An 18,098-nucleotide genomic window follows, 5' to 3' on the forward strand; every position below is an offset into this window, starting at 1 on the left:
GCGTGACAGACTGCACCCCATGTCGGATGAGCAGGACAAGCTTCGCGTCAGCTTGGAAGCGCCCAAGCTGTTCGGCCGCAAGAAGAAGTCGGCCGAGGCAGAAGAGGCGCCGGCTCCGGCCGCGCCCGCAGACGAGCCCGTCGAGGACGCTGCCGAGAGGGTCGAGGAGCCGGCGGCCACCGTGCCGCCCACGCCCGAGCCCGACCCGATCCCCACGCCTGCGCCGACACCCGCACCCGAGCCCACGCCCGTCCCGGAGCCGGAGCCGACCCCGGTGCCCGAGCCCGCGCCCGTCGTCGAGCAGGCTGCGCCCGCTGCCGAGGCGCCCACCGCGCCGGTCGTCGAAGAGGTCGCGCAGCAGCCCGAGCCGGAGCCGGCCCCGCAGCCCGAGCCGGAGCCCACCCTCTTCTCCGACCCGGAGCCGGAGCCGGAGCCAGCACCTGAGCCGGTGGTCGTCGCGGAGCCCGCGCCCACCCCGGTCGCCGTACCCGAGCCGGAGCCCGCTCCCGACCCGGAGCCCGAGCCCGAGCCCGAGCCGATCGTCGAGCCGATCCCGGAGCCCGAGCCGGCACCTGAGCCCATCGCGACGCCTGAGCCCGAGCCCGTCCCGGCGATGAAGGCCAGCATGGCCGGTCCGGTCGAGGCCGAGCCGACCCGCGAGATCGCCACGCCGGTCACCACGCCGTCGCCGTCGCCGGTCAAGCGGCCGCTGCCGGCCAAGGGCGCCGAGAAGGTGCCCACCAAGACCGAGCCGACGGGCGGTCAGAAGGTCGCCGGAGTCCTCGGCAGGATCGCCGAGGCGGTCAAGAAGCCGGTCGAGGTCGACGAGAACGCCAAGCCGATGATGTCGGCGTACAAGGCCGCCGCGATCACCGGTCTGATCACCGGTGGCGCGATGGTCCTGCTGACCTGGCTCTCCCTGCGCGGCTGCAACGCCGTGCGCGGCACCGCCTCGTGCGGCGGTGGCCCCGGTTTCATCCTGCTGATCCTCACCTTCGCCCTCTGCGTCTACCTCGGCGCCGCGCTGCTCAAGGCGTTCGTGGTCCCGGACCCCGGGAGCACCAGCTTCCTCGCCGTCGGCCTGGTCGCCGTGGTCGCGCTGCTGTTCCTCATCAACGTGATCCAGAGCTGGCCGATGGTCATCGTGATCCCGCTGCTGGCGGTCGCGGCGTTCCTGACCTCGGTGTGGGTGACCAAGACGTTCGCCGAGACCGACCTCGAGTAGAGCCGCCACGCTCGGCCCACGGCCGGCAAAGGCGTGAAAAGCGCCTGGATCCATCGGATCCAGGCGCTTTTCACGCCTCTACGGAGGACGATCAGAGCTTGGAGGCGATGATCTCCGCGAGCTGCACCGTGTTGAGGGCAGCACCCTTGCGCAGGTTGTCGTTGCTGATGAACAGCGCGAGGCCGCGGTCGCCGTCGACGCCCGGGTCCTGGCGGATGCGACCGACGTACGACGGGTCCTGGCCGGCCGCCTCGAGCGGGTTCGGGATGTCGACGAGCGCGACCCCCGGGGCCGAGGCGAGCAGCTCGGCAGCGCGCGCCGCCGTCAGCGGGCGGGCGAACTCGGCGTTCACGGCGAGCGAGTGACCGGTGAAGACCGGCACCCGAACGCACAGGCCGGAGACGCGCAGCTCGGGGATGCCGAGGATCTTGCGCGACTCGTTGCGGAGCTTCTGCTCCTCGTCGGTCTCGTTGAGACCGTCGTCGACGAGGTTCCCGGCGAACGGGAGCACGTTGTAGGCGATCGTCCTCGCATAGACGCCAGGCTCGGGGAAGTCGACGGCGGAGCCGTCGTACGCCAGCTCGGTCGCCTTGTCACCCGCGGCGGCGATGCCACCGGAGAGCTCGGCGACGCCGGCGACGCCCGAACCGGAGACGGCCTGGTACGACGACACGATCAGTCGCTCGAGACCGGCCTCGTCGTGCAGCACCTTGAGGACCGGCATCGCGGCCATCGTGGTGCAGTTCGGGTTGGCGATGATGCCCCGGCGCGCGGCGATGACGCCGTCCATCGCCGAGGGGTTGACCTCGGAGACGACGAGCGGGATCTCGGGGTCCTTGCGGAAGGCGCTGGAGTTGTCGACGACGATGACGCCGGCCGCGGCGAAGCGCGGGGCGTGCGCCTTGGAGGTCGAGCCACCGGCGGAGAACAGCGCGATGTCCAGGCCCGTCGGGTCGGCCGTCTCCAGGTCCTCGACGACGACCTCGCGGTCACCGAACGGCAGCGTCTTGCCGGCCGAGCGGGCGGAGGCGAAGAAACGGATCTCGTCGACCGCGAACCCGCGCTCGAGGAGGATCTGGCGCATGGCGACGCCGACCTGACCGGTGGCGCCGACGACGCCCAGCTTGATGCCCATGGATCAGCGTCCCGTTCCGCCGTACACGACGGCCTCGATCTCGTCGGAGCCCAGGTCGAACGCGGCGTGCGCTGCGTTGACGGCGTCCTGCACCTGCGTCTCGGACACGACGACCGAGACCCGGATCTCCGAGGTGGAGATGAGCTCGATGTTCACACCGGCCTCGGAGAGCGCCTCGAAGAAGCGGGCGCTGATGCCGGGCGCCGAGCTCATGCCGGCGCCGATGATCGAGACCTTGCCGACGCTGTCGTCGTACTGCAGGCTCTCGTAGCCCACCGACGCCTTGAGCTTGTCCAGCGCCGTCATCGCGGCCTGGCCCTCGCTGCTCGGCAGCGTGAAGGTGATGTCGGTGCGGTTGGTCGCGGCCGCCGAGACGTTCTGGACGATCATGTCCAGGTTGATCTGGGCATCGGCGACGGCACGGAAGATCGCGGCGGCCTCGCCCGGCTTGTCGGGTACGCCGACCACGGTGATCTTGGCCTGGCTGCGGTCGTGCGCGACGCCGGTGATGATGGCAGCTTCCATGGTGCTCTCCTCGGAACCTTCTGAGACGTCTTCGGCGCGAACCACCCACGTGCCCTCCTTGTCGGAGAACGACGAGCGGACGTGGATCGGCATGTTGTAGCGGCGGGCGTACTCGACGCACCGCAGGTGCAGGATCTTGGCGCCCTGCGCGGCCATCTCGAGCGTCTCCTCGTAGGAGATGCGCGGGACCTTGCGGGCACGGGGCTCGATGCGCGGGTCGGCGGTGAAGATGCCGTCGACGTCGGAGTAGATCTCGCAGACGTCGGCACCCAGCGCGACCGCGAGCGCGACGGCGGTCGTGTCGGAGCCGCCGCGGCCCAGCGTGGTGATGTCCTTGGTCGTCTGCGAGACACCCTGGAAGCCGGCGACGATCGCGATCGCGCCCTCGGCGAGAGCGGCGCTGATCCGGCTCGGCGAGACGTCGATGATCTTGGCCTTGCCGTGCTCGGCGTCGGTGATCACGCCGGCCTGGGAGCCGGTGAACGAGCGCGCCTCGTGACCGAGGTTGGCGATCGCCATGGCCAGCACGGCCATCGAGATCCGCTCACCCGCGGTCAGCAGCATGTCGAGCTCGCGAGCCGGCGGCAGCGGCGAGACCTCGTTGGCCAGGTCGATCAGCTCGTCGGTCGTGTCGCCCATGGCGGACACCACCACGACCACCTGGTGGCCCTGCTTCTTGGTGTTCACGACGCGCTGTGCGACGCGCTTGACGCCGGCGGCGTCGGCGACCGACGAACCACCGAACTTCTGCACGACAATGCCCACGAGGGCCTACTTTCACGACCGGGGAAGAACGCGGTCGATTCTATCGGCGGCCGTCGAGGCGTTTGAATCCGCGCAGAGACGTGGGACGGCGCTCAGGCGTGGTGGTAGGCGACGTTGTCGCCGCTGGTGGTCTGGCAGGACGCCGGCTGCGAGTCGAGCACCTGGTCGGGAACGCCGTACTTGCGCAACGCCCAGCACATGACGTTCTGGCCGCGGTCCCAGCGGGTGACGGCCTTCCAGCGGCCCGCGACCTTGGCCCACACCGGGCCGTAGTCGTCGCCGTACGACGCGAGCGTGCTGGCGAAGCCACGGCTGTCGTAGCGCTCGACGTAGAAGTGCGAGCCCGGGACGCTGGTGTCGCTCGCGATCCGGTGGCCGTAGTGCGCCATCGTCCGCCGGAAGCTGAGCTGTGTCCCGGCGAGGTAGTGGTTGGCATCCGTCAGGTTCGCGATCGGGTGCGGGTTCGTCCAGATCATCAGCACGCTGGAGCGCGCCGACGCGGCGGAGGTCCCGAGACCGATGAGCAGGAACAGCGCCGCAGCGCAGGAAGCCAACCGTCTGGTCATGTCGTCGACGATAGACCTCGGCGGCGGCCGTGTCCGGCGAGTGCGATCAGAGGTCGGCCGCGGCCTCGAGCTGCTCGTGCTCGTCGATCACGTCGACGTCGAGACGGTCGTGGGCGACCACCATCAGCAGCGCGTTGAGCGCGGCACCGGCCAGGTTGCCCCAGTTGTTGACGTAGGAGTACTGCCACCACCACAGCGCCTCGGCGATGTCACCGTTGCGGAAGTGGCGCAGTCCGTTCTCCAGGTCGGCGGCGACGCTGGTGATGTCGTCGGAGAGCTGGCTCTCCACGATCTCGGGCGCATAGGGGTCGAACACGAAGCTGTAGGTGTCGACGTTGCCGAGCAGCTCGGCCAGCCGCATCCGCTGGTCGTCGAGCTCGGCGGAGGGGTCCGGGCCGACGTCGGGCTGGAACTCCTCGCGCGGCTCGAAGTCGGCGATCGCGCCGAGCTGCGCACCGGCCAGGGAGATCTGGCTGATCTGCAGCAGAAGCAGCGAGATGGCCTGGCCACCCTGCGCCTGCTCGGAGATGAGGCGTACGCCGTCGAGGAAGCTCTCCACGCTGCCCGCGATCTCCTTCGCGAGCACCACGTTCTCGGTCTCGGCCGCGAGCAGCGCCTCGAGCGCCGCCTGACCGGGGAGCTGGCCCCCACCCTTATGTGTGGTCATTGCGCTGCCTGCCTTCCTACGAACGCACGTCCGAGGGTCACCTCGTCGGCGTACTCGAGATCTCCGCCCACCGGAAGTCCACTCGCCAATCGCGTCACGCGCAAGCCCAACGGCGACAACATCCGCGTGAGGTACGTCGCCGTGGCCTCGCCCTCGAGGTTCGGATCGGTCGCCAGGATGATCTCGGTGACCTCCGCGCCGTTGCCCGCACCGAGGCGGGTGAGCAGCTCACGGATGTGCAGCTGCTCGGGCCCGATGCCGTCGATCGGGCTGATCGCGCCGCCGAGCACGTGGTAGCGCCCGCGGAACTCGCGGGTGCGCTCGATGGCGACGACGTCCTTGTACTCCTCGACCACGCACAGCAGCGTCGGGTCGCGCCGCGCGTCTCGGCAGATCCGGCACTCCTCGTCCTCGGAGACGTTGAAGCAGATCGAGCAGAACTTGACCTTGTCCTTGACCTCGATCAGCACCTCGGCAAGGCGGCGTACGTCGACCGGGTCGGCCTGGAGCAGGTGGAACGCGATCCGCTGGGCGCTCTTGGGACCGACCCCGGGCAGTCGCCCGAGCTCGTCGATGAGGTCCTGGACGACGCCTTCGTACATCGGCTCAGAAGCCGAGCTGGCCCGGCGCGCCACCCATGCCGGGGATGCCGCGGGAGAGACCACCGGTGATCATGCCGATGCTCTGCTCCGAGGTGGCGTCGGCCTTGGCCTTGGCGTCGCGGAACGCGGCGACGACCAGGTCGCCGAGGTCGGTGAGCGAGTCGGCGTCGGAACCGTCGAACCGGCCGGCCTCGATGACGACTGCCTTGAGCTCGCCGACACCGGTCACGGTGACGCTCACGCCGCCGGCCGCGCCCTCGAACTCGGCCTGGGCCAACGCCTCCTGCGCGGTGGCGAGGTCGTCCTTCATCTGCTGGGCCTGCTGGAGCAGGGCGCCCATGTCGAAGCCGCCGGCACCGCCGAGCGCATCGAAGGGGTTGTTGGTCATCTGGTCACCTCTGGATCTGGGGAACGTCTGGGGTGGTGGATCAGGAGTGGGGGATCTCTTCGATGAGCTGCGCGCCGAGCTCGCGGGCGAGCAGGTCGGTGCCGGACTCGGCGTCGACCTCGGCGTCGTCGAAGCTGACCGCCTCGTCGGGGTCGGTCCGCGGAGCCTCCTGCTCGGCCTGGACGCTCTCCACGAGCGCACGCCGGTCGAACGCCGGCGGCGGCGGCTCGTCGTCGGTGGCCCACGGCGGCGGCTCGGAGGCCGGCGGGGGCGCCTGGTCGACCGGAGCCGGGGGGGCCTGACTCGTTGGTTGAGTAGCCGCCGAGGAACGAGGCGGCGTATCGAAACCGACGGCCGGCTGCGTGACGTTGAAGCTGGTGGCCGGGTTGTTCGCGCTCGGGTCGGCGCCGGGGTCGACGACCGTCTCGATGCGGACCTCGGCGCCGATCACGTCGATGACGAGCTGGCGCACGATGTCGGCCGAGCCGCCCTCGAAGCTGCTGCGGGCTCCGGCGTTGGTGAACCCGAGCGTGATCGTGCCGTTGTCGAAGCCGACGACCTGCGAATTCTGGCTGAGGTGGATCCAGGTCAGCCGCCGCGCGGACTTGGCGCGATCGATGACCTCCGGCCAGAGGCGGCGTACGTCGACCAGGGAGAGCCCGGCCGCGGACGCAGGACCCGCGGCGGCGCCGGCGGCACCGGTCGCGGCAGCGGCCACGGTGGTCGCCGCGGTCCGCGCTGCGGCCACACCGGTCTGGGCAGCGGCGATGCCCTGGTGGGCGACCCCGCTGATCGCGTGGGAGAGCTGGTCACGCTTGCGGACCCGCTCCTCGGCGACGGCCGGCGACTCCACGACCTCCGGGTTCACGGCCGGAGCGGCAGCGGCCGGAGCGGCAGGCGCCGCGGCGACCGGCTCGGGCGCGCGCTCGGGCGCGGAACGCTGCTCGGGCTCGGGACGGTCCTGGGCGGGCACCGGCTCGGCGACGGGCGCCGGCGCCGGGGTGGGCGCGCCGCCGCCGATGGAGACGCGTCGCTCCAGGCGGTCGAGGCGGGCCATCACGCCGTCGGTGGAGTGGTCGGCGCCGGGCAGCAGCACTCGCGCGCAGATCAGCTCGAGGAGCAGCCGCGGCGCGGTGGCGCCCCGCATGTCGGTCAGGCCGGTCGCGACGAGGTCGGCCGCGCGCACCAGGTCGGCGCGCCCGAACCGGCCGGCCTGGGCGACCAGGCGCTCGGCCTGGTCGGAGGCGACGTCGATCAGGCCGGTGGCAGGAGCGTCGGGGACCGCGGCGACGATGACCAGGTCGCGCAGGCGACGCAGCAGGTCCTCGGTGAAGCGGCGCGGGTCCTGGCCGGTCTCGATGACCCGGTCGACCACGCCGAAGACGGCGCTCCCGTCGCCGGCGGCGAACGCGTCGACGACGTCGTCGAGGAGGGTGTCGGGCGTGTAGCCGAGCAGGCCGCTGGCCAGCTGGTAGGTCACGCCGTCCGGGCCGGCACCGCCGAGCAGCTGGTCGAGCACGGAGAGCGTGTCCCGCGCCGAGCCGGCGCCGGCTCGGACCACGAGCGGCAGGGCGGCCGGCTCGATCGCCACGCCCTCCTTCTCGCACAGCTCGGTGAGGTGGCCCGACAGCAGCCGCGGCGGGATCAGCCGGAACGGGTAGTGGTGGGTGCGCGAGCGGATGGTCGGGATGACCTTCTCGGGCTCGGTCGTCGCGAAGACGAAGCGCAGGTGCGGCGGAGGCTCCTCGACCAGCTTGAGCAGGGCGTTGAAGCCCTGCGTCGTGACCATGTGGGCCTCGTCGATGATGTAGATCTTGTAGCGGCTGCGGACCGGCGCGAAGAACGCCTTCTCCCGCAGGTCGCGGGCGTCGTCGACACCGCCGTGGGAGGCCGCGTCGATCTCGATCACGTCGATCGAGCCGGGGCCGCCCCGCGCCAGGTCGCGGCAGGAGTCGCACTCGCCGCACGGGTCGGCGATCGGCGCCTTCTCGCAGTTGAGGGCCCGCGCCAGGATCCGCGCGGACGTCGTCTTGCCGCAGCCGCGCGGACCGGAGAAGAGGTAGGCGTGGTTGACCCGGTTGGCCGCCAGCGCGGCACGCAGCGGCTCGGTCACGTGCTCCTGCCCGATGACCTCGGCGAAGGTCTCGGGGCGGTAGCGGCGGTAGAGCGCGAGCGGGGCATCCATCGGGACAGACACTAGCCTCCGCTGCCGACAGGCCAGCGTGCCGCTCAGGAGTACGCCGCGAAGTCCTCCTCGACGCAGGCGGCCATCGTGTCGACGTACCCCTCGAAGTCCTTCGGGTCGAGCTCGGCGGCCTCCTTCCGGGCGCGGTCGTACGCCGACGCGTCGGCCCCGTGCACGTCCGCCGCCGCCTGCGCCATCGAGGTCAGCAGGGCGCGGGCGTCGGACTTCCGCAGCCCCGAGAGCTCGATGCGGACCACGTCCGGCGCGAGGTCGCGGATGTGCCAGTCGGCGACCCGGGCGGCCGCGGCCGGCCCCTTGAGCGATGCGGTGACCTTGGCGAACAGGGCGGGGTCGGGTGTGGGCAGCCGGGCATCGAGGTGGTGCGCCCAGGCGGCGGTGCCGGGGCCGATCTGCTTGGCCTCCCGGGCATGCACGGTCCCGTCGGCAGCGGGACCGACCCCGACCCGGCGTACGTGCCCGAGCGAGCCGGTGCCGGCGTCGTGCTCGAACCACTCCGGTTTCCAGCCCGGCTCGGCGACGGCGGTCGCGGCGGCGACGACCTCGGGCGGTACGTCGGTGACCGGCTTGCCCTTCTGCAGCTCCTTGTAGAACTTCTTGGCGCCGGCGAACTCGGGCACCAGGTCCCCGAGGTGGTCGGCCCGCTTGCCGCCGAGCTCGATGGCGACGCCGGGCTTCGCCTCGACGTACGCCGACAGCAGCGTCTCGGTGATCGCCTTGTCGCCGAGCGCGATGTGCGGTGCGATCCGCGCCGAGGCCGCGAGTCGGACCAGGTCGAGCAGCCACGGCCCCGTGGCCAGCTCGTCGAGGTCGTTGACGCCCCAGCGGCGGGTCTGCGAGGCGTCGCGCCAGGTACCGAAGTTCTCGACGTGGAGGTCGCCGACGAGCGGCACCGTAGCGGAGCCGAGGACGTCGAGTGCCCTCTCGACCACCCGCGCGAGCCAGAGGTAGTAGCTGCCGCGCAGGAAGCGGAAGCGGTCGGCCCGCATCTCGGCGTGCTTGCGCTCCACGTCGGCGGTGACGACCGGGATCTGCCCGGCCAGCCACTGGTCGTAGTCGGCCGTCAGGTCGTTCACGTTCGTCATCTCAGGCCACCTCAGGGCTCGTGTCGGGCTGTTGGGCGTCGGTGGCCGGGCCGGTGCTGGTCGGGCCTGCCGAGACCAGCCCCGCCCGAGCGGCGAGCCCACCGCCGAGCACGGCCAGGCCGATGGTGATCAGCGCTCCGAGCATCAGGGCCGACGCCTCCCCGGGCTCGAGCACGCCCAGCTGGGTGCCGACGGTCGCGGCAGCGACGGGTACGCCGAGCTGGGCGACCGAGAGCAGGTCGAGCGAGACCGGCTGCCGGAGCACGAGCGGGACGAGGTGGGTGATCGCGGCGCCGACGCCGAGCGCGGCACCGACGGCGATCATCGAGGGATGGGCGCCCAGCTCGCGCAGGTTGAGCTCGGCACCGAGCCAGACGAAGAAGATCGGGCCGAGGAAGCCCTCGGTCAGCGCGAACAGCTGCTTGGCCAGTCGGCGCGGCTCGCCCACCGCCGCGACCGCGAGGCCGAACGCGAAGCCGGCCAGCATGATCGAGACGTGCATCTGCTTGGCGAGCGCCGCCAGCCCGAACAGGATCGCCAGCTGGATGCGCAGCTCGAGCGCGAAGCTGCGCTCCTCGCTGATGTCGTGGACGCGCGCGCGGACGCCGGCACGCTCCAGCTTGAGCAGCACGACGAACACGATCGCCGCGGCAGCGATCACGAGCGCCGCACCACCGGCGGCGCGTACGGCGTGGCTCGGGTCGATGGCCAGCGGGAGCGCGACGATGCAGGCGGTGTCGGCGATCGCGACCTGCGGCAGCAGGCCGATCACCTTCTCGCCCCCCAGGCCGAGGCTGTCGACGATCGGCAGGATCAGTGCGGCGGAGGACGAGGTGAGCAGGACGGCGTACAGCGGTCCGTGGCCGGTGCCCGCGACGGCCGCGATCCCGACCCCCAGCCCGACGGCGACCGCCGCGACGGCGAGGGCTCGCAGCAGGCCCGAGCGCAGCGCCGGCCGGATCGCGGGATCGCCCACCGGCACGTGCGTGCCCGCCACGAACATCACCAGCGCGAAGCCGATGTCGGCCAGGAAGCTGAACGTCTCGTTGCCCGCGTCGACGTAGCCCAGCCCGGTCCGGCCCAGGACGATGCCCGCGACCAGCTCACCGAGCACGACCGGCAGGTGCCAGGCCCGCGGCAGCGCCAGCAGCGGGCCGAGCAGGGCGGCGGCAGCGATGACCGCGAGCACGACGAACGTCACGGCCGCATTCTGCTCCCGATCGGGCGTCGTCTAAAGTACGAGGCAACCCCCCGCGTGGCGGCATCTCACCGAACTCCCCCAGGGCCGGAAGGCAGCAAGGGTAGGCGAGCTCTGTCGGGTACGCGGGGGGCCTTTTCATGCCGCCACGACTGAGCTTGCGAAGTCGTGGACCACGGCAGGAGGTCGAGTAGCCGCGCTCCTGCGAGCTTGCGAGCAGGAGCGACCGGCGTATCGAGACCCGTCTCCGGGGCGATTTCACCGCCCCGTCACCTCGCCGGTAGGGTCCACCACGGACCTGTCGCCTAGTGGCCTATGGCGCACGGCTGGAATCCGTGTTGGGTGCAAGCCCTCGGGGGTTCGAATCCCCCCAGGTCCGCCAGCACGAACCGGCTCCTGACCAGCGGAAACGCTGATCGGGGGCCGTTCGTCATTCGAGCGCCGTGCGCAATGTATCGGAGACCCGAGCGATTCGCGGCCCGCGACCACGCACTCTCAGTCGATCTGTCACCGCAATCTCACCCATGCGAGAGTGGCGGTGACTGATCGAAGGCGCCAGCGCCTGTCGTGGCGTTCGACGGCGACCTCATGCGAGTCTCCGGACTGAATGACCTGCCTGCGCCCCCGCCGGGGGAGACAGTCCTTGGTGAAGCGGCCGAGGCCGTCGAAGGTTGGGGACCAGGAGATCCGGCCTTCGTACGGTGACGTCGCCGGAGTAGGTGCGTCGAGTGAGCTGTGGCCCATGCACGGATGGCGCGCCGCTAACCACACCGTCGCAAATTCGGTTCAACGAGGGCGCAGTGATCTGGCGGGCGTACGTCAGTTCTGTGGCCTTTCCGCTACCCGTCGTGCGTATTCCTGGGCACCCGCGTCTGTGAGATCGAGGACCGACTCGTCGGGCATCGCGCGAACGGTCGCAGGCAGCAGAAATTCACGTCCAAGCCGAGCGAGTCCTTGTTCTACCGGCAAGTCCCACGCCACAAAGGCGCCCGACTTTCCCCACTCTCCCGCCACCGCCCAGTCCTTCAGGAGGACCTGAGCAACGATTCCGAACGCCATTGCAGCCATAAGCTCATGCGAGACGGCATCGACGCCCCGCGGGTCGTCAGCCACATATTCATAGATAAGACCGTATGCCGCGGTGGCCTCGGTCCAATCATCCATCAACAGCTCCAACAGGGCTGTCACAGGCTCCATCAAAATTGCCTTCCAAACGAGCGAAGTCCACGGAAAATGTCGCTATTTATCGATATGAATATAGAACCTCTGTTGAGAGTCAGGGTATTTGATGTCGACCGTCCAGTTGCCCCACTTTGAATGCCGCCTTATCGCGATCACGGTGCCGTCGTCTAATTCGAAGGCTGCGAAATGTCCGCCCCGTTCGATCGTCATTCCATAATGACCCAGCCGCTGGAATATACGCACCAGTGCCCGCCGATTCGCGACCATCTTGGTGTAACTATTGTTGCCTTTTTCAAGCGTCCTGAGCGCCGCGCGCACACCGGCTTCTCCACGTATGGGCGCTCCTTCCGGCGCTGGTCCATGATATATGTATTCGAGGGCATCGTCTTCACTAAGTTCTCCCGCGGCCGCACCTTCTTCCGCGGCGCCGCCGAATTCCATACTCCCGCCGCCACCACTGGCGGGATAACTTTCGGTAAGTTCCTCGTCCTCGTATCCGCTCACGTCGTCGTGGCCAACTGGATCCTGCGGATAGGCAAATGCGGTGCTATTTCCTCCCCACACTGCATCCATACTCGTGAATAGCGCCGAAACCGGGTTGAACATGCGCGCGCCCATCTGCATAAGGCCTACGGCAGAGGTCGCACGTTCACTTGCGCCGAGCCAGCCGTATCCAAGACGAACTCGTCGGAGATTCCGCACAGTCCGAGCCCTTGCAGGCTCGGACTGCTTGCATTTCAGGGCGTCGTGCCGTCCCCGTGGCTCGACAGCCGCGCCAGGCCCATCGCCAGCGGGAAGGCCGCACGGAAGGCGGCCGGCAGGGCGGTGATCACCACGAGGGCCAGGAACCCGCCGGTGACCTTGTCCATGGTCGAGGTCATCAGGTTCGAGACCGGCAGCGCCAGCCAGTACTGGTGGATGTGCTCCTGGATCAGGTTGGTGATCGCGTCGTGGCCGACCCGCAGGCGGTCGCCGTACACCGCGACCAGGATCGGGACCGCGGTCGCCGAGCACGCGACCGCGACCAGGACGTTCAGCACGAAGTAGCGCGGGAGCGACCGGCCGAACCCCCAGCGGCGTACGCCGTACCCCCAGACCAGACCGCCGACCAGGTTGACGAGGCCGAACGGGAGGGCGACCCAGCCGCTGCTGAGCACGCCGAGCGTATTGCTCGCGACGCCCACCGCGGCGCCGCGCCACGGGCCGAGCGCGATCGCGGCGATCGCGGTGCCGAACATGTCGAGGTAGATCGGCAGGGACAGCCAGTCGACGATGCGCAGGCCCAGGTGGTTCAACCCGATGCACGCGACGATCAGGAGCAGCGCCTGGCGTGACGTCGGCGGATCGGCCGGCTCGTCGACGGGTCGGTCGACCGGCGACAACGTGAAGGGCGAGACCGGCTTGTCACAGCTGCGGATCCAGCCGTCGATGTCGGCCGCCGGTACGCCGAGCGCCAGGCCGACCTCCCGCAGCAGCGGCACGTTCGCGCGCGGACGGCCCGGACGCAGCGCGTCGTACACGGTGGAGCGGGCGATGCGGGCGGCGTACGCGTCGGCGCCGGCCTCCTGCCGGACGCGGCTGAGCCGCTCGGCGAGCTCGGCGTACGACGGGTTGCCCACGCTGGCCCGATAGGCCTGCAGGTGCTCGATCAGCCGGTCCCAATGACCCGGTTCCTGCGCGGCCACAGCGTCGCCGATCTCCATCGCAGCCCCCACTCTGTCCGCCCCCACATGGTGGACAGCGAGAAGGCTAGAAGAGGACCGAGCCGCGCTGCAGCGATTCCGGCAGGTTCACGTCCGCACCCAGCCAACACCCGACGAGCGGTCGCGGTCACGCGCCGACGCGCGGTCCGGACGAATCCCGGACAGGGCTCAGGAGCGACGTCGGGCGAGCAGCGGCCGCAGCAACAGGGCGACGACCAGGCCGCCACCGCCCAGCAGGCCCCACCAGAGGGCGGCACGGCGGGTCGGGGCGAGCACGTCGTCGCGGGTCTGCGGGGCCGGGGCGCGGCGCTGGTCGGGGTCGACCGGTCCCCGCGCAGCGAGCGCCTGGTCGCTGACCGTGACGGCCGCGAGCGGCTGGACCACGCCGTACCCGGCCAGGTTCCCCTGCCAGCTGCCACCGCCGTCGGCGGTCTTCTCGAGGCGGGTCACGACCTGGCCCGCGGACAGCGCCGGGAGCTTGGCCCAGACCATCGCGGCCACGCCGGCGACCTCCGCGGCGGCCCAGTCGGTGGTGATCCCGTCGACGACGCACGGGCCGATCCCGTCCTTCGACACGCCTCCCCCCACCGGGGCGACCAGGTCGACGTCGGAGTCGAGCAGGGCGGGTGCCTCCGCGCCGAAGGACGAGCCCGCGACGCCGACGCCGAGCACACCGGCGTACGCCGCCGGCGCCACCGCCCCGGCCGCATCACGCAGCGGTGCGTTGGAGTCGGCCTCGTAGAACTGGCCGACCACCGGGTCGTCGGCGGCGGTCGGCGCGTCGCCGATCGGCGCGATGACCAGCGCCCGCCCGGTGAGGCCGGCGACGGCGGTCTTGAGCGTCGGGTCGGTGGCGACGATCCGCGGGACCAGGACGATGTCGTGGCTTCCGATCCCGCGCAGCCCGTCGAGGGCCGATGCCAGGGTCGATGCGGTCGGCAGGTCTCCGGCGACCTTGACCAGGTGGGTGGTCAGGCCCGGCGCGATCTCCTCGGCGATCCCCTGGGCGATGGCGGCGTGCGCGTCGCTGCTCGACAGCGTGTCCACGACGTACAGGTGGATGCCCTTGCCCGCGTGCGACCCACCGGCCCGCTGGGCCGCGCCGGCGATGCCCAGCTCGTCGTACGGCTTGCCCTTGCCGGTCGCGCCACCGTCTCCGGCGCCGCCGGTCCCGCACGGCCGGTCGGCCGCGTGTGCCGCCGTCGTCGGGACCACGCTGACCGCCGCCGCCGTGACCAGGACGGCCAGGCCGCGCCTCAGGAGCACGCCTTGCCCCCGGACACCGTGGGCGGGCAGAGCGCCGCCGCACGGGACAGCTCGACGCCGGGGTGGAACAGCGCGATCCAGGACGGCGAGACCAGGACCTGAGCGACCTTGGCGTAGCCGAGGCGTCCGAGATCGCCCGTGCTCGCGATGCGGTAGGCGAAGGCACGGTCGTCGATGAGGTACGGCGTACCGCTGGTCGGCGTACCGGCGACCGACTGCACCACGGCGCCCTTCCCGGGGTCGACGGCCGCGTCGATCGCGCCCGCCGGGAGCTCGGAGCCGTTCACACCGGGGTCGGCGGCGGTGGCGAGCGAGACCGAGGTGGCGCCACCGCTGCCCGGGCGGAGGACCGCGCACACCTGCGCGCCGACGAGCGTCGTCGTCGGCACGGCGGTCGGCCAGTCGGGGTCGAAGGGCTCGGTGGGCTGGGGGTAGTTGGCCGGCGCGGCGCCCCGGGGGCGTGCGTTCTCGGCGCTGAGGACGGCCTTGGCGAACGGGGTTGCCGAGGCGAAGCCGTCCTTGGTCGCGACGAGGGTCTCACCGCTGGCGTCGAACAGGTCGCCGTTGAGGGCAGCCTGGCCGATGGCCGAGGTCGGGAGCGGGGAGCCGATGGTGCCGATGCCGAGCCCCTGGGCCGTCAGCGGCGTGCCCTGGGGGAACAGCGCCGTCCACTTCGCCGACACCTGCACCGCACTCTTGTTCAGGTGCAGCGCGGTCTCGAGCGGGCCGAGACGGGCCTGGTCCACGTCGTAGACGTGGGCCTCGCCGGCCGCGTTCGTCGCCAGGACGTGGTACGCCGAGTCGTGGATGAGGACCGCCCCCGAGAACGGCACGGTGGCGGAGGCGCCGATCTTGGCCCGTACGCCGTGACCGCTCGCGGTGCAGGCGGTCCAGCCCGACTGCACCAGGTCGCTCGGCTCCGGCACCGTGGCCGGGGCCTGCAGGATCCCGATCGGGCCGGCCTTGCCGTACTTGGTCAGGTCCTTGTCGGTCAGCTTGCCCGGCTCGTCGGTGCCGAGGATCAACATCGCGGACGTCGAGTTGATGACCGGGTGCAGGGTGGGCGACCTCTTGGCGTCGCCCGTGGTGTCGACCGCGGCGGCGTCATCGGCGGCGGGGAGGTTGACGTAGAGGACGCCGTGCGGGCCAGCCAGCAGGGCCGCCTGGGCGGGATCGAAGGTGCTGCCCGGCTTGAAGACACCGAGGATCGCGGCACCCGCCAGCAGCAGGACCCCGAGCGCCAGCCCGCCGATGACCGTGCGGCCCGGCCGCGACGGCTCGACCTCCCGACCGCCGGGCGCACCCGAGACGAAGGCGGTCACCAGCCGGCGGCGACTGAACGAGTAGGCCTCGACGAGGTCCTTCTTGGTGGCCATCTCCTGACCTCAGCCCACGTGGTCCGAGACCGAGCCGAACAGGCCGATCGCGACCAGCAGCAGCGGAAGCAGGCTCAGCAGCGCGACGGTCTCGAGCACGTCGCCGAGTCGGCCGCGGCGTACGGAGGGCTCGGCCGGAAGCAGCGTGCCGGCCAGCAGGGCGGCGCCACCCACCGCGAGGACGACCGCGACCGTCGGACGCCAGGTCGGGTGCTGCAGGAGCACCGCGACGGCGGTGACGAGCAGGCCGGCGATGCCGGAGACCAGCCCGACCATGACCTCCGAGCCGGTGCGGTACTGGCGGGTGCGCAGCACCAGGACCAGCGCGGCGTCGACGGCCAGCAGCGCGCCGGCCAGGCCGAGGTGGACCGCGACCGGCGAGGCCAGAACGAGCAGCGCGCCGACGGTACCGGTGATCGCGAGCAGGATCTCGTGGGCGGTGCGGGCGTCGGCGCTGACGTCGTCGGCGACGACGTCGGCCGGGTCGGCGGTGATGTCGGCGTGGTTGAACATCGGGTCGACGCGGGTGTGGGTCGCCCCGAGGGCGAGCCACGGGAAGACGCTGCCGAGCAGCACCACGACCGCCAGGGCGATGGCCACGACCCGGGCCGGCCAGTCGCCGTGCGCGCCGTGCATCGCCAGCCCGATGATCACGCCGATCGCGCCGAGGACGACCGGCGGGAAGAGCAGGACCCGACCCTCACCGAGGCCCAGCACGCAGACCATCCCGGCCAGCAGCGCGCCGGCTCCAGCTGCGGCGATGGGGCTGCCGAGCGGCGCCGAGCCGGCCGGCGTGAGCAGGGCGCCGGCCACGCCGGCGTACGCCGCACCGAGCCAGCCGACGGCGACCGCGGCCTCGGGCTCGGCCTGGACGCGCGAGAGGACGACCGACCCGGCGCACAGGGCGACGGCGACCACGATCGCAGCAGCCGAGGCGAGGTTGCGGTCGGAGAGCTGCCAGAGCGCGGCAGCGCCCAGGGCGAGCAGGAGGGCGGCGGCGACGAGAGCCGTACGCCGGCCCGACTCGGGCCGCCACGGCGCGAGGTGCCCCTCGACGGCGTCGGTCATCGCCTCGACGACGTCGTCGTAGATCCGCGGTGCAGGTACGTCGACCCCGGCGGTCACCGTCAGCAGGCCGCCGTCCTCGACGCCCTGGGCGGTCAGACCGGTGTCGGTCGCGAGCCGGCGGCCGTCGGAGGCGACGACGCGGTAGCCGCCGTGCGCGGTCGCACCGTCGAGCAGGCCGACGCTTCGCGCGAGCTCGGGCAGCAGCTCGGCGACGGGGACGGCTCCGGGGAGCATCAGGTCGACGCGGCGGGTGCCGGAGGTGACGGTGACGCGTACCAGTCCGGACTGCAGCGGTGTGGCGGTCAATTCATCCTCCCGAGATCAAACGAGCAGGGGCACCATCTCATGCGGAGAGGGGGCCGACACGATCGTGTCGGCCCCCTCCTGGGTCCTACGGGTGCTCGCTCAGAACTCGAAGCGAGCGGCACCGCGGCTGTCGGCCGAGGCGTAGTCCACGTTGGACTGGGCGACCGTGGTGCTGGTCTCGCCGAGGAGCGCCTGCATCTCGGCCATCGCCTGGTCCCAGGCGGCCTTGGCCTGCTGGTAGGCCACCTGCTGGGAGCCCAGCCACTGCGACTTCAGCGGCGCGAGGTCGTGCTCGAGCTGGTTGAGCCGGGCGTCCATCTGCTTGACCGTGGTGGCCATGTCCTGTGCTGCGCCATCAAGGGCGCCGTGCTCGACCCGGAGGCCGTCGGTTCCGTCAGACATCGTCGTATCTCCTCGTCGATCAGTTCGGGATGGAGCCGAGCTTGTTGCTCAGGCTGGTCATGGCGTCGCCGGCCGACTGGTCGGTGTTCATGTTGTCCTTCTCGGTCGCCTGCAGCGACGCCTCGAAGTTGTTCAACGCGTTGACGATCGTCTGGTGCTTCTCGGTCCACGCGACGTGCAGCGAGTGGAACGCGGTCGCTCCGGCGCCGCCCCAACGACCCTTGACCTGGGCGATCTGGCTGTCGAGGTTCTGGCTCTGCTTGGCGAAGTCGGCCTTGGCGTCGGCGACGAGCTTGGCGGCCTGCGAGAGGACGCCGGCTCCCTGTCCGACGATCGGGGCATCGTTACCCATGTGTGCTCCTTGATGTGGTGGCCCCGAGAGGAGCCTGCGGATGGTTCGTTATCCGGTGGCTCCCGAGTGTTGCCAAAGAGCCGA

17 protein-coding genes, 1 tRNA gene, 1 other RNA gene and 1 pseudogene are annotated in these 18,098 nt (G+C 71.1%); 3 read left to right on the plus strand and 17 right to left on the minus strand.

Translation table 11 applies throughout. The features are described 5' to 3' along the window. The first annotated feature begins 19 nt into the window (after nt 1-19). Nucleotides 20-1,225, plus strand: coding sequence for a hypothetical protein (locus ACYVJ3_RS08150; protein WP_460852321.1), 1,206 nt, complete (start codon nt 20-22; stop codon nt 1,223-1,225). Nucleotides 1,226-1,316: 91 nt separating this feature from the next. Here the strand turns inward: ACYVJ3_RS08150 and ACYVJ3_RS08155 are convergent, their stop codons facing one another. From ACYVJ3_RS08155 to ACYVJ3_RS08195, 9 genes and pseudogenes are all read right to left on the minus strand, one after another. Continuing rightward, the gene (locus ACYVJ3_RS08155; RefSeq protein ID WP_460852324.1) at nt 1,317-2,360 is read right to left on the minus strand and encodes an aspartate-semialdehyde dehydrogenase; all 1,044 of its coding nucleotides are present in this window, start codon (nt 2,358-2,360) and stop codon (nt 1,317-1,319) included. A gap of 3 nt (nt 2,361-2,363) precedes the next feature. Continuing rightward, nucleotides 2,364-3,650 (minus strand): aspartate kinase, encoded by a 1,287-nt coding sequence (locus tag ACYVJ3_RS08160; protein WP_460852326.1) that lies wholly within the window; start codon nt 3,648-3,650, stop codon nt 2,364-2,366. Between the two features lie 92 nt (nt 3,651-3,742). After that, nucleotides 3,743-4,216 carry a hypothetical protein gene (locus ACYVJ3_RS08165; RefSeq protein WP_460852328.1) on the minus strand — a complete coding sequence of 158 codons (474 nt, stop codon included), beginning with the start codon at nt 4,214-4,216 and terminating at the stop codon, nt 3,743-3,745. A gap of 46 nt (nt 4,217-4,262) precedes the next feature. Then, complete coding sequence (locus ACYVJ3_RS08170; RefSeq protein WP_460852329.1) at nt 4,263-4,883, minus strand: DUF5063 domain-containing protein; 621 nt, start codon at nt 4,881-4,883, stop codon at nt 4,263-4,265. After that, nucleotides 4,880-5,485: a recombination mediator RecR gene (gene recR, locus ACYVJ3_RS08175; protein ID WP_460852332.1), complete on the minus strand. Its 606-nt coding sequence runs from the start codon at nt 5,483-5,485 to the stop codon at nt 4,880-4,882. Before recR ends, ACYVJ3_RS08170 begins: the two co-directional genes overlap by 4 nt. A gap of 4 nt (nt 5,486-5,489) precedes the next feature. Next, complete coding sequence (locus ACYVJ3_RS08180; RefSeq protein ID WP_460852333.1) at nt 5,490-5,873, minus strand: YbaB/EbfC family nucleoid-associated protein; 384 nt, start codon at nt 5,871-5,873, stop codon at nt 5,490-5,492. A gap of 526 nt (nt 5,874-6,399) precedes the next feature. Continuing rightward, nucleotides 6,400-8,055: pseudogene (locus tag ACYVJ3_RS08185) on the minus strand (DNA polymerase III subunit gamma and tau); the annotation flags it as partial. A 47-nt stretch (nt 8,056-8,102) separates the two neighbouring features. Next, nucleotides 8,103-9,161: a DUF2252 family protein gene (locus ACYVJ3_RS08190; protein WP_460852335.1), complete on the minus strand. Its 1,059-nt coding sequence runs from the start codon at nt 9,159-9,161 to the stop codon at nt 8,103-8,105. Between the two features lies 1 nt (nt 9,162). Further along, on the minus strand, nt 9,163-10,362 hold the full coding sequence (locus ACYVJ3_RS08195; RefSeq protein ID WP_460852336.1) for a cation:proton antiporter: 1,200 nt from the start codon (nt 10,360-10,362) through the stop codon (nt 9,163-9,165). Nucleotides 10,363-10,406: 44 nt separating this feature from the next. On the opposite strand from ACYVJ3_RS08195, the gene ffs reads away from it, so the two are divergent. Further along, an RNA gene (ffs, locus tag ACYVJ3_RS08200) (signal recognition particle sRNA small type) lies at nt 10,407-10,497 on the plus strand. Between the two features lie 156 nt (nt 10,498-10,653). Then, nucleotides 10,654-10,741, plus strand: a tRNA-Ser gene (locus ACYVJ3_RS08205). Between the two features lie 437 nt (nt 10,742-11,178). On the opposite strand, the gene ACYVJ3_RS08210 is transcribed toward ACYVJ3_RS08205, so the two are convergent. From ACYVJ3_RS08210 to ACYVJ3_RS08245, 8 genes are all read right to left on the minus strand, one after another. Beyond that, nucleotides 11,179-11,547: a hypothetical protein gene (locus ACYVJ3_RS08210; protein ID WP_460852338.1), complete on the minus strand. Its 369-nt coding sequence runs from the start codon at nt 11,545-11,547 to the stop codon at nt 11,179-11,181. Between the two features lie 51 nt (nt 11,548-11,598). Then, the gene (locus tag ACYVJ3_RS08215; protein WP_460852340.1) at nt 11,599-12,159 is read right to left on the minus strand and encodes a hypothetical protein; all 561 of its coding nucleotides are present in this window, start codon (nt 12,157-12,159) and stop codon (nt 11,599-11,601) included. Between the two features lie 119 nt (nt 12,160-12,278). After that, nucleotides 12,279-13,244 carry a hypothetical protein gene (locus ACYVJ3_RS08220; protein ID WP_460852342.1) on the minus strand — a complete coding sequence of 322 codons (966 nt, stop codon included), beginning with the start codon at nt 13,242-13,244 and terminating at the stop codon, nt 12,279-12,281. Nucleotides 13,245-13,412: 168 nt separating this feature from the next. Then, entirely contained in the window at nt 13,413-14,510 is a 1,098-nt protein-coding gene (locus ACYVJ3_RS08225) for a hypothetical protein (protein ID WP_460852343.1), read from the minus strand. Beyond that, a complete protein-coding gene (locus ACYVJ3_RS08230; protein WP_460852345.1) occupies nt 14,501-15,886 on the minus strand; it encodes a type VII secretion protein EccB in 1,386 nt (461 codons plus the stop codon). The genes ACYVJ3_RS08225 and ACYVJ3_RS08230 overlap by 10 nt, the downstream gene beginning before the upstream one ends. A gap of 9 nt (nt 15,887-15,895) precedes the next feature. Further along, nucleotides 15,896-17,260 carry a type VII secretion integral membrane protein EccD gene (gene eccD, locus ACYVJ3_RS08235; protein ID WP_460852347.1) on the minus strand — a complete coding sequence of 455 codons (1,365 nt, stop codon included), beginning with the start codon at nt 17,258-17,260 and terminating at the stop codon, nt 15,896-15,898. 99 nt (nt 17,261-17,359) lie between these two features. Next, nucleotides 17,360-17,662: a WXG100 family type VII secretion target gene (locus ACYVJ3_RS08240; protein ID WP_460852349.1), complete on the minus strand. Its 303-nt coding sequence runs from the start codon at nt 17,660-17,662 to the stop codon at nt 17,360-17,362. Between the two features lie 19 nt (nt 17,663-17,681). Next, nucleotides 17,682-18,014, minus strand: coding sequence for a WXG100 family type VII secretion target (locus ACYVJ3_RS08245; protein ID WP_460852350.1), 333 nt, complete (start codon nt 18,012-18,014; stop codon nt 17,682-17,684). Nucleotides 18,015-18,098 lie beyond the last annotated feature (84 nt).

It is taken from the genome of Nocardioides montaniterrae, from assembly GCF_054782655.1.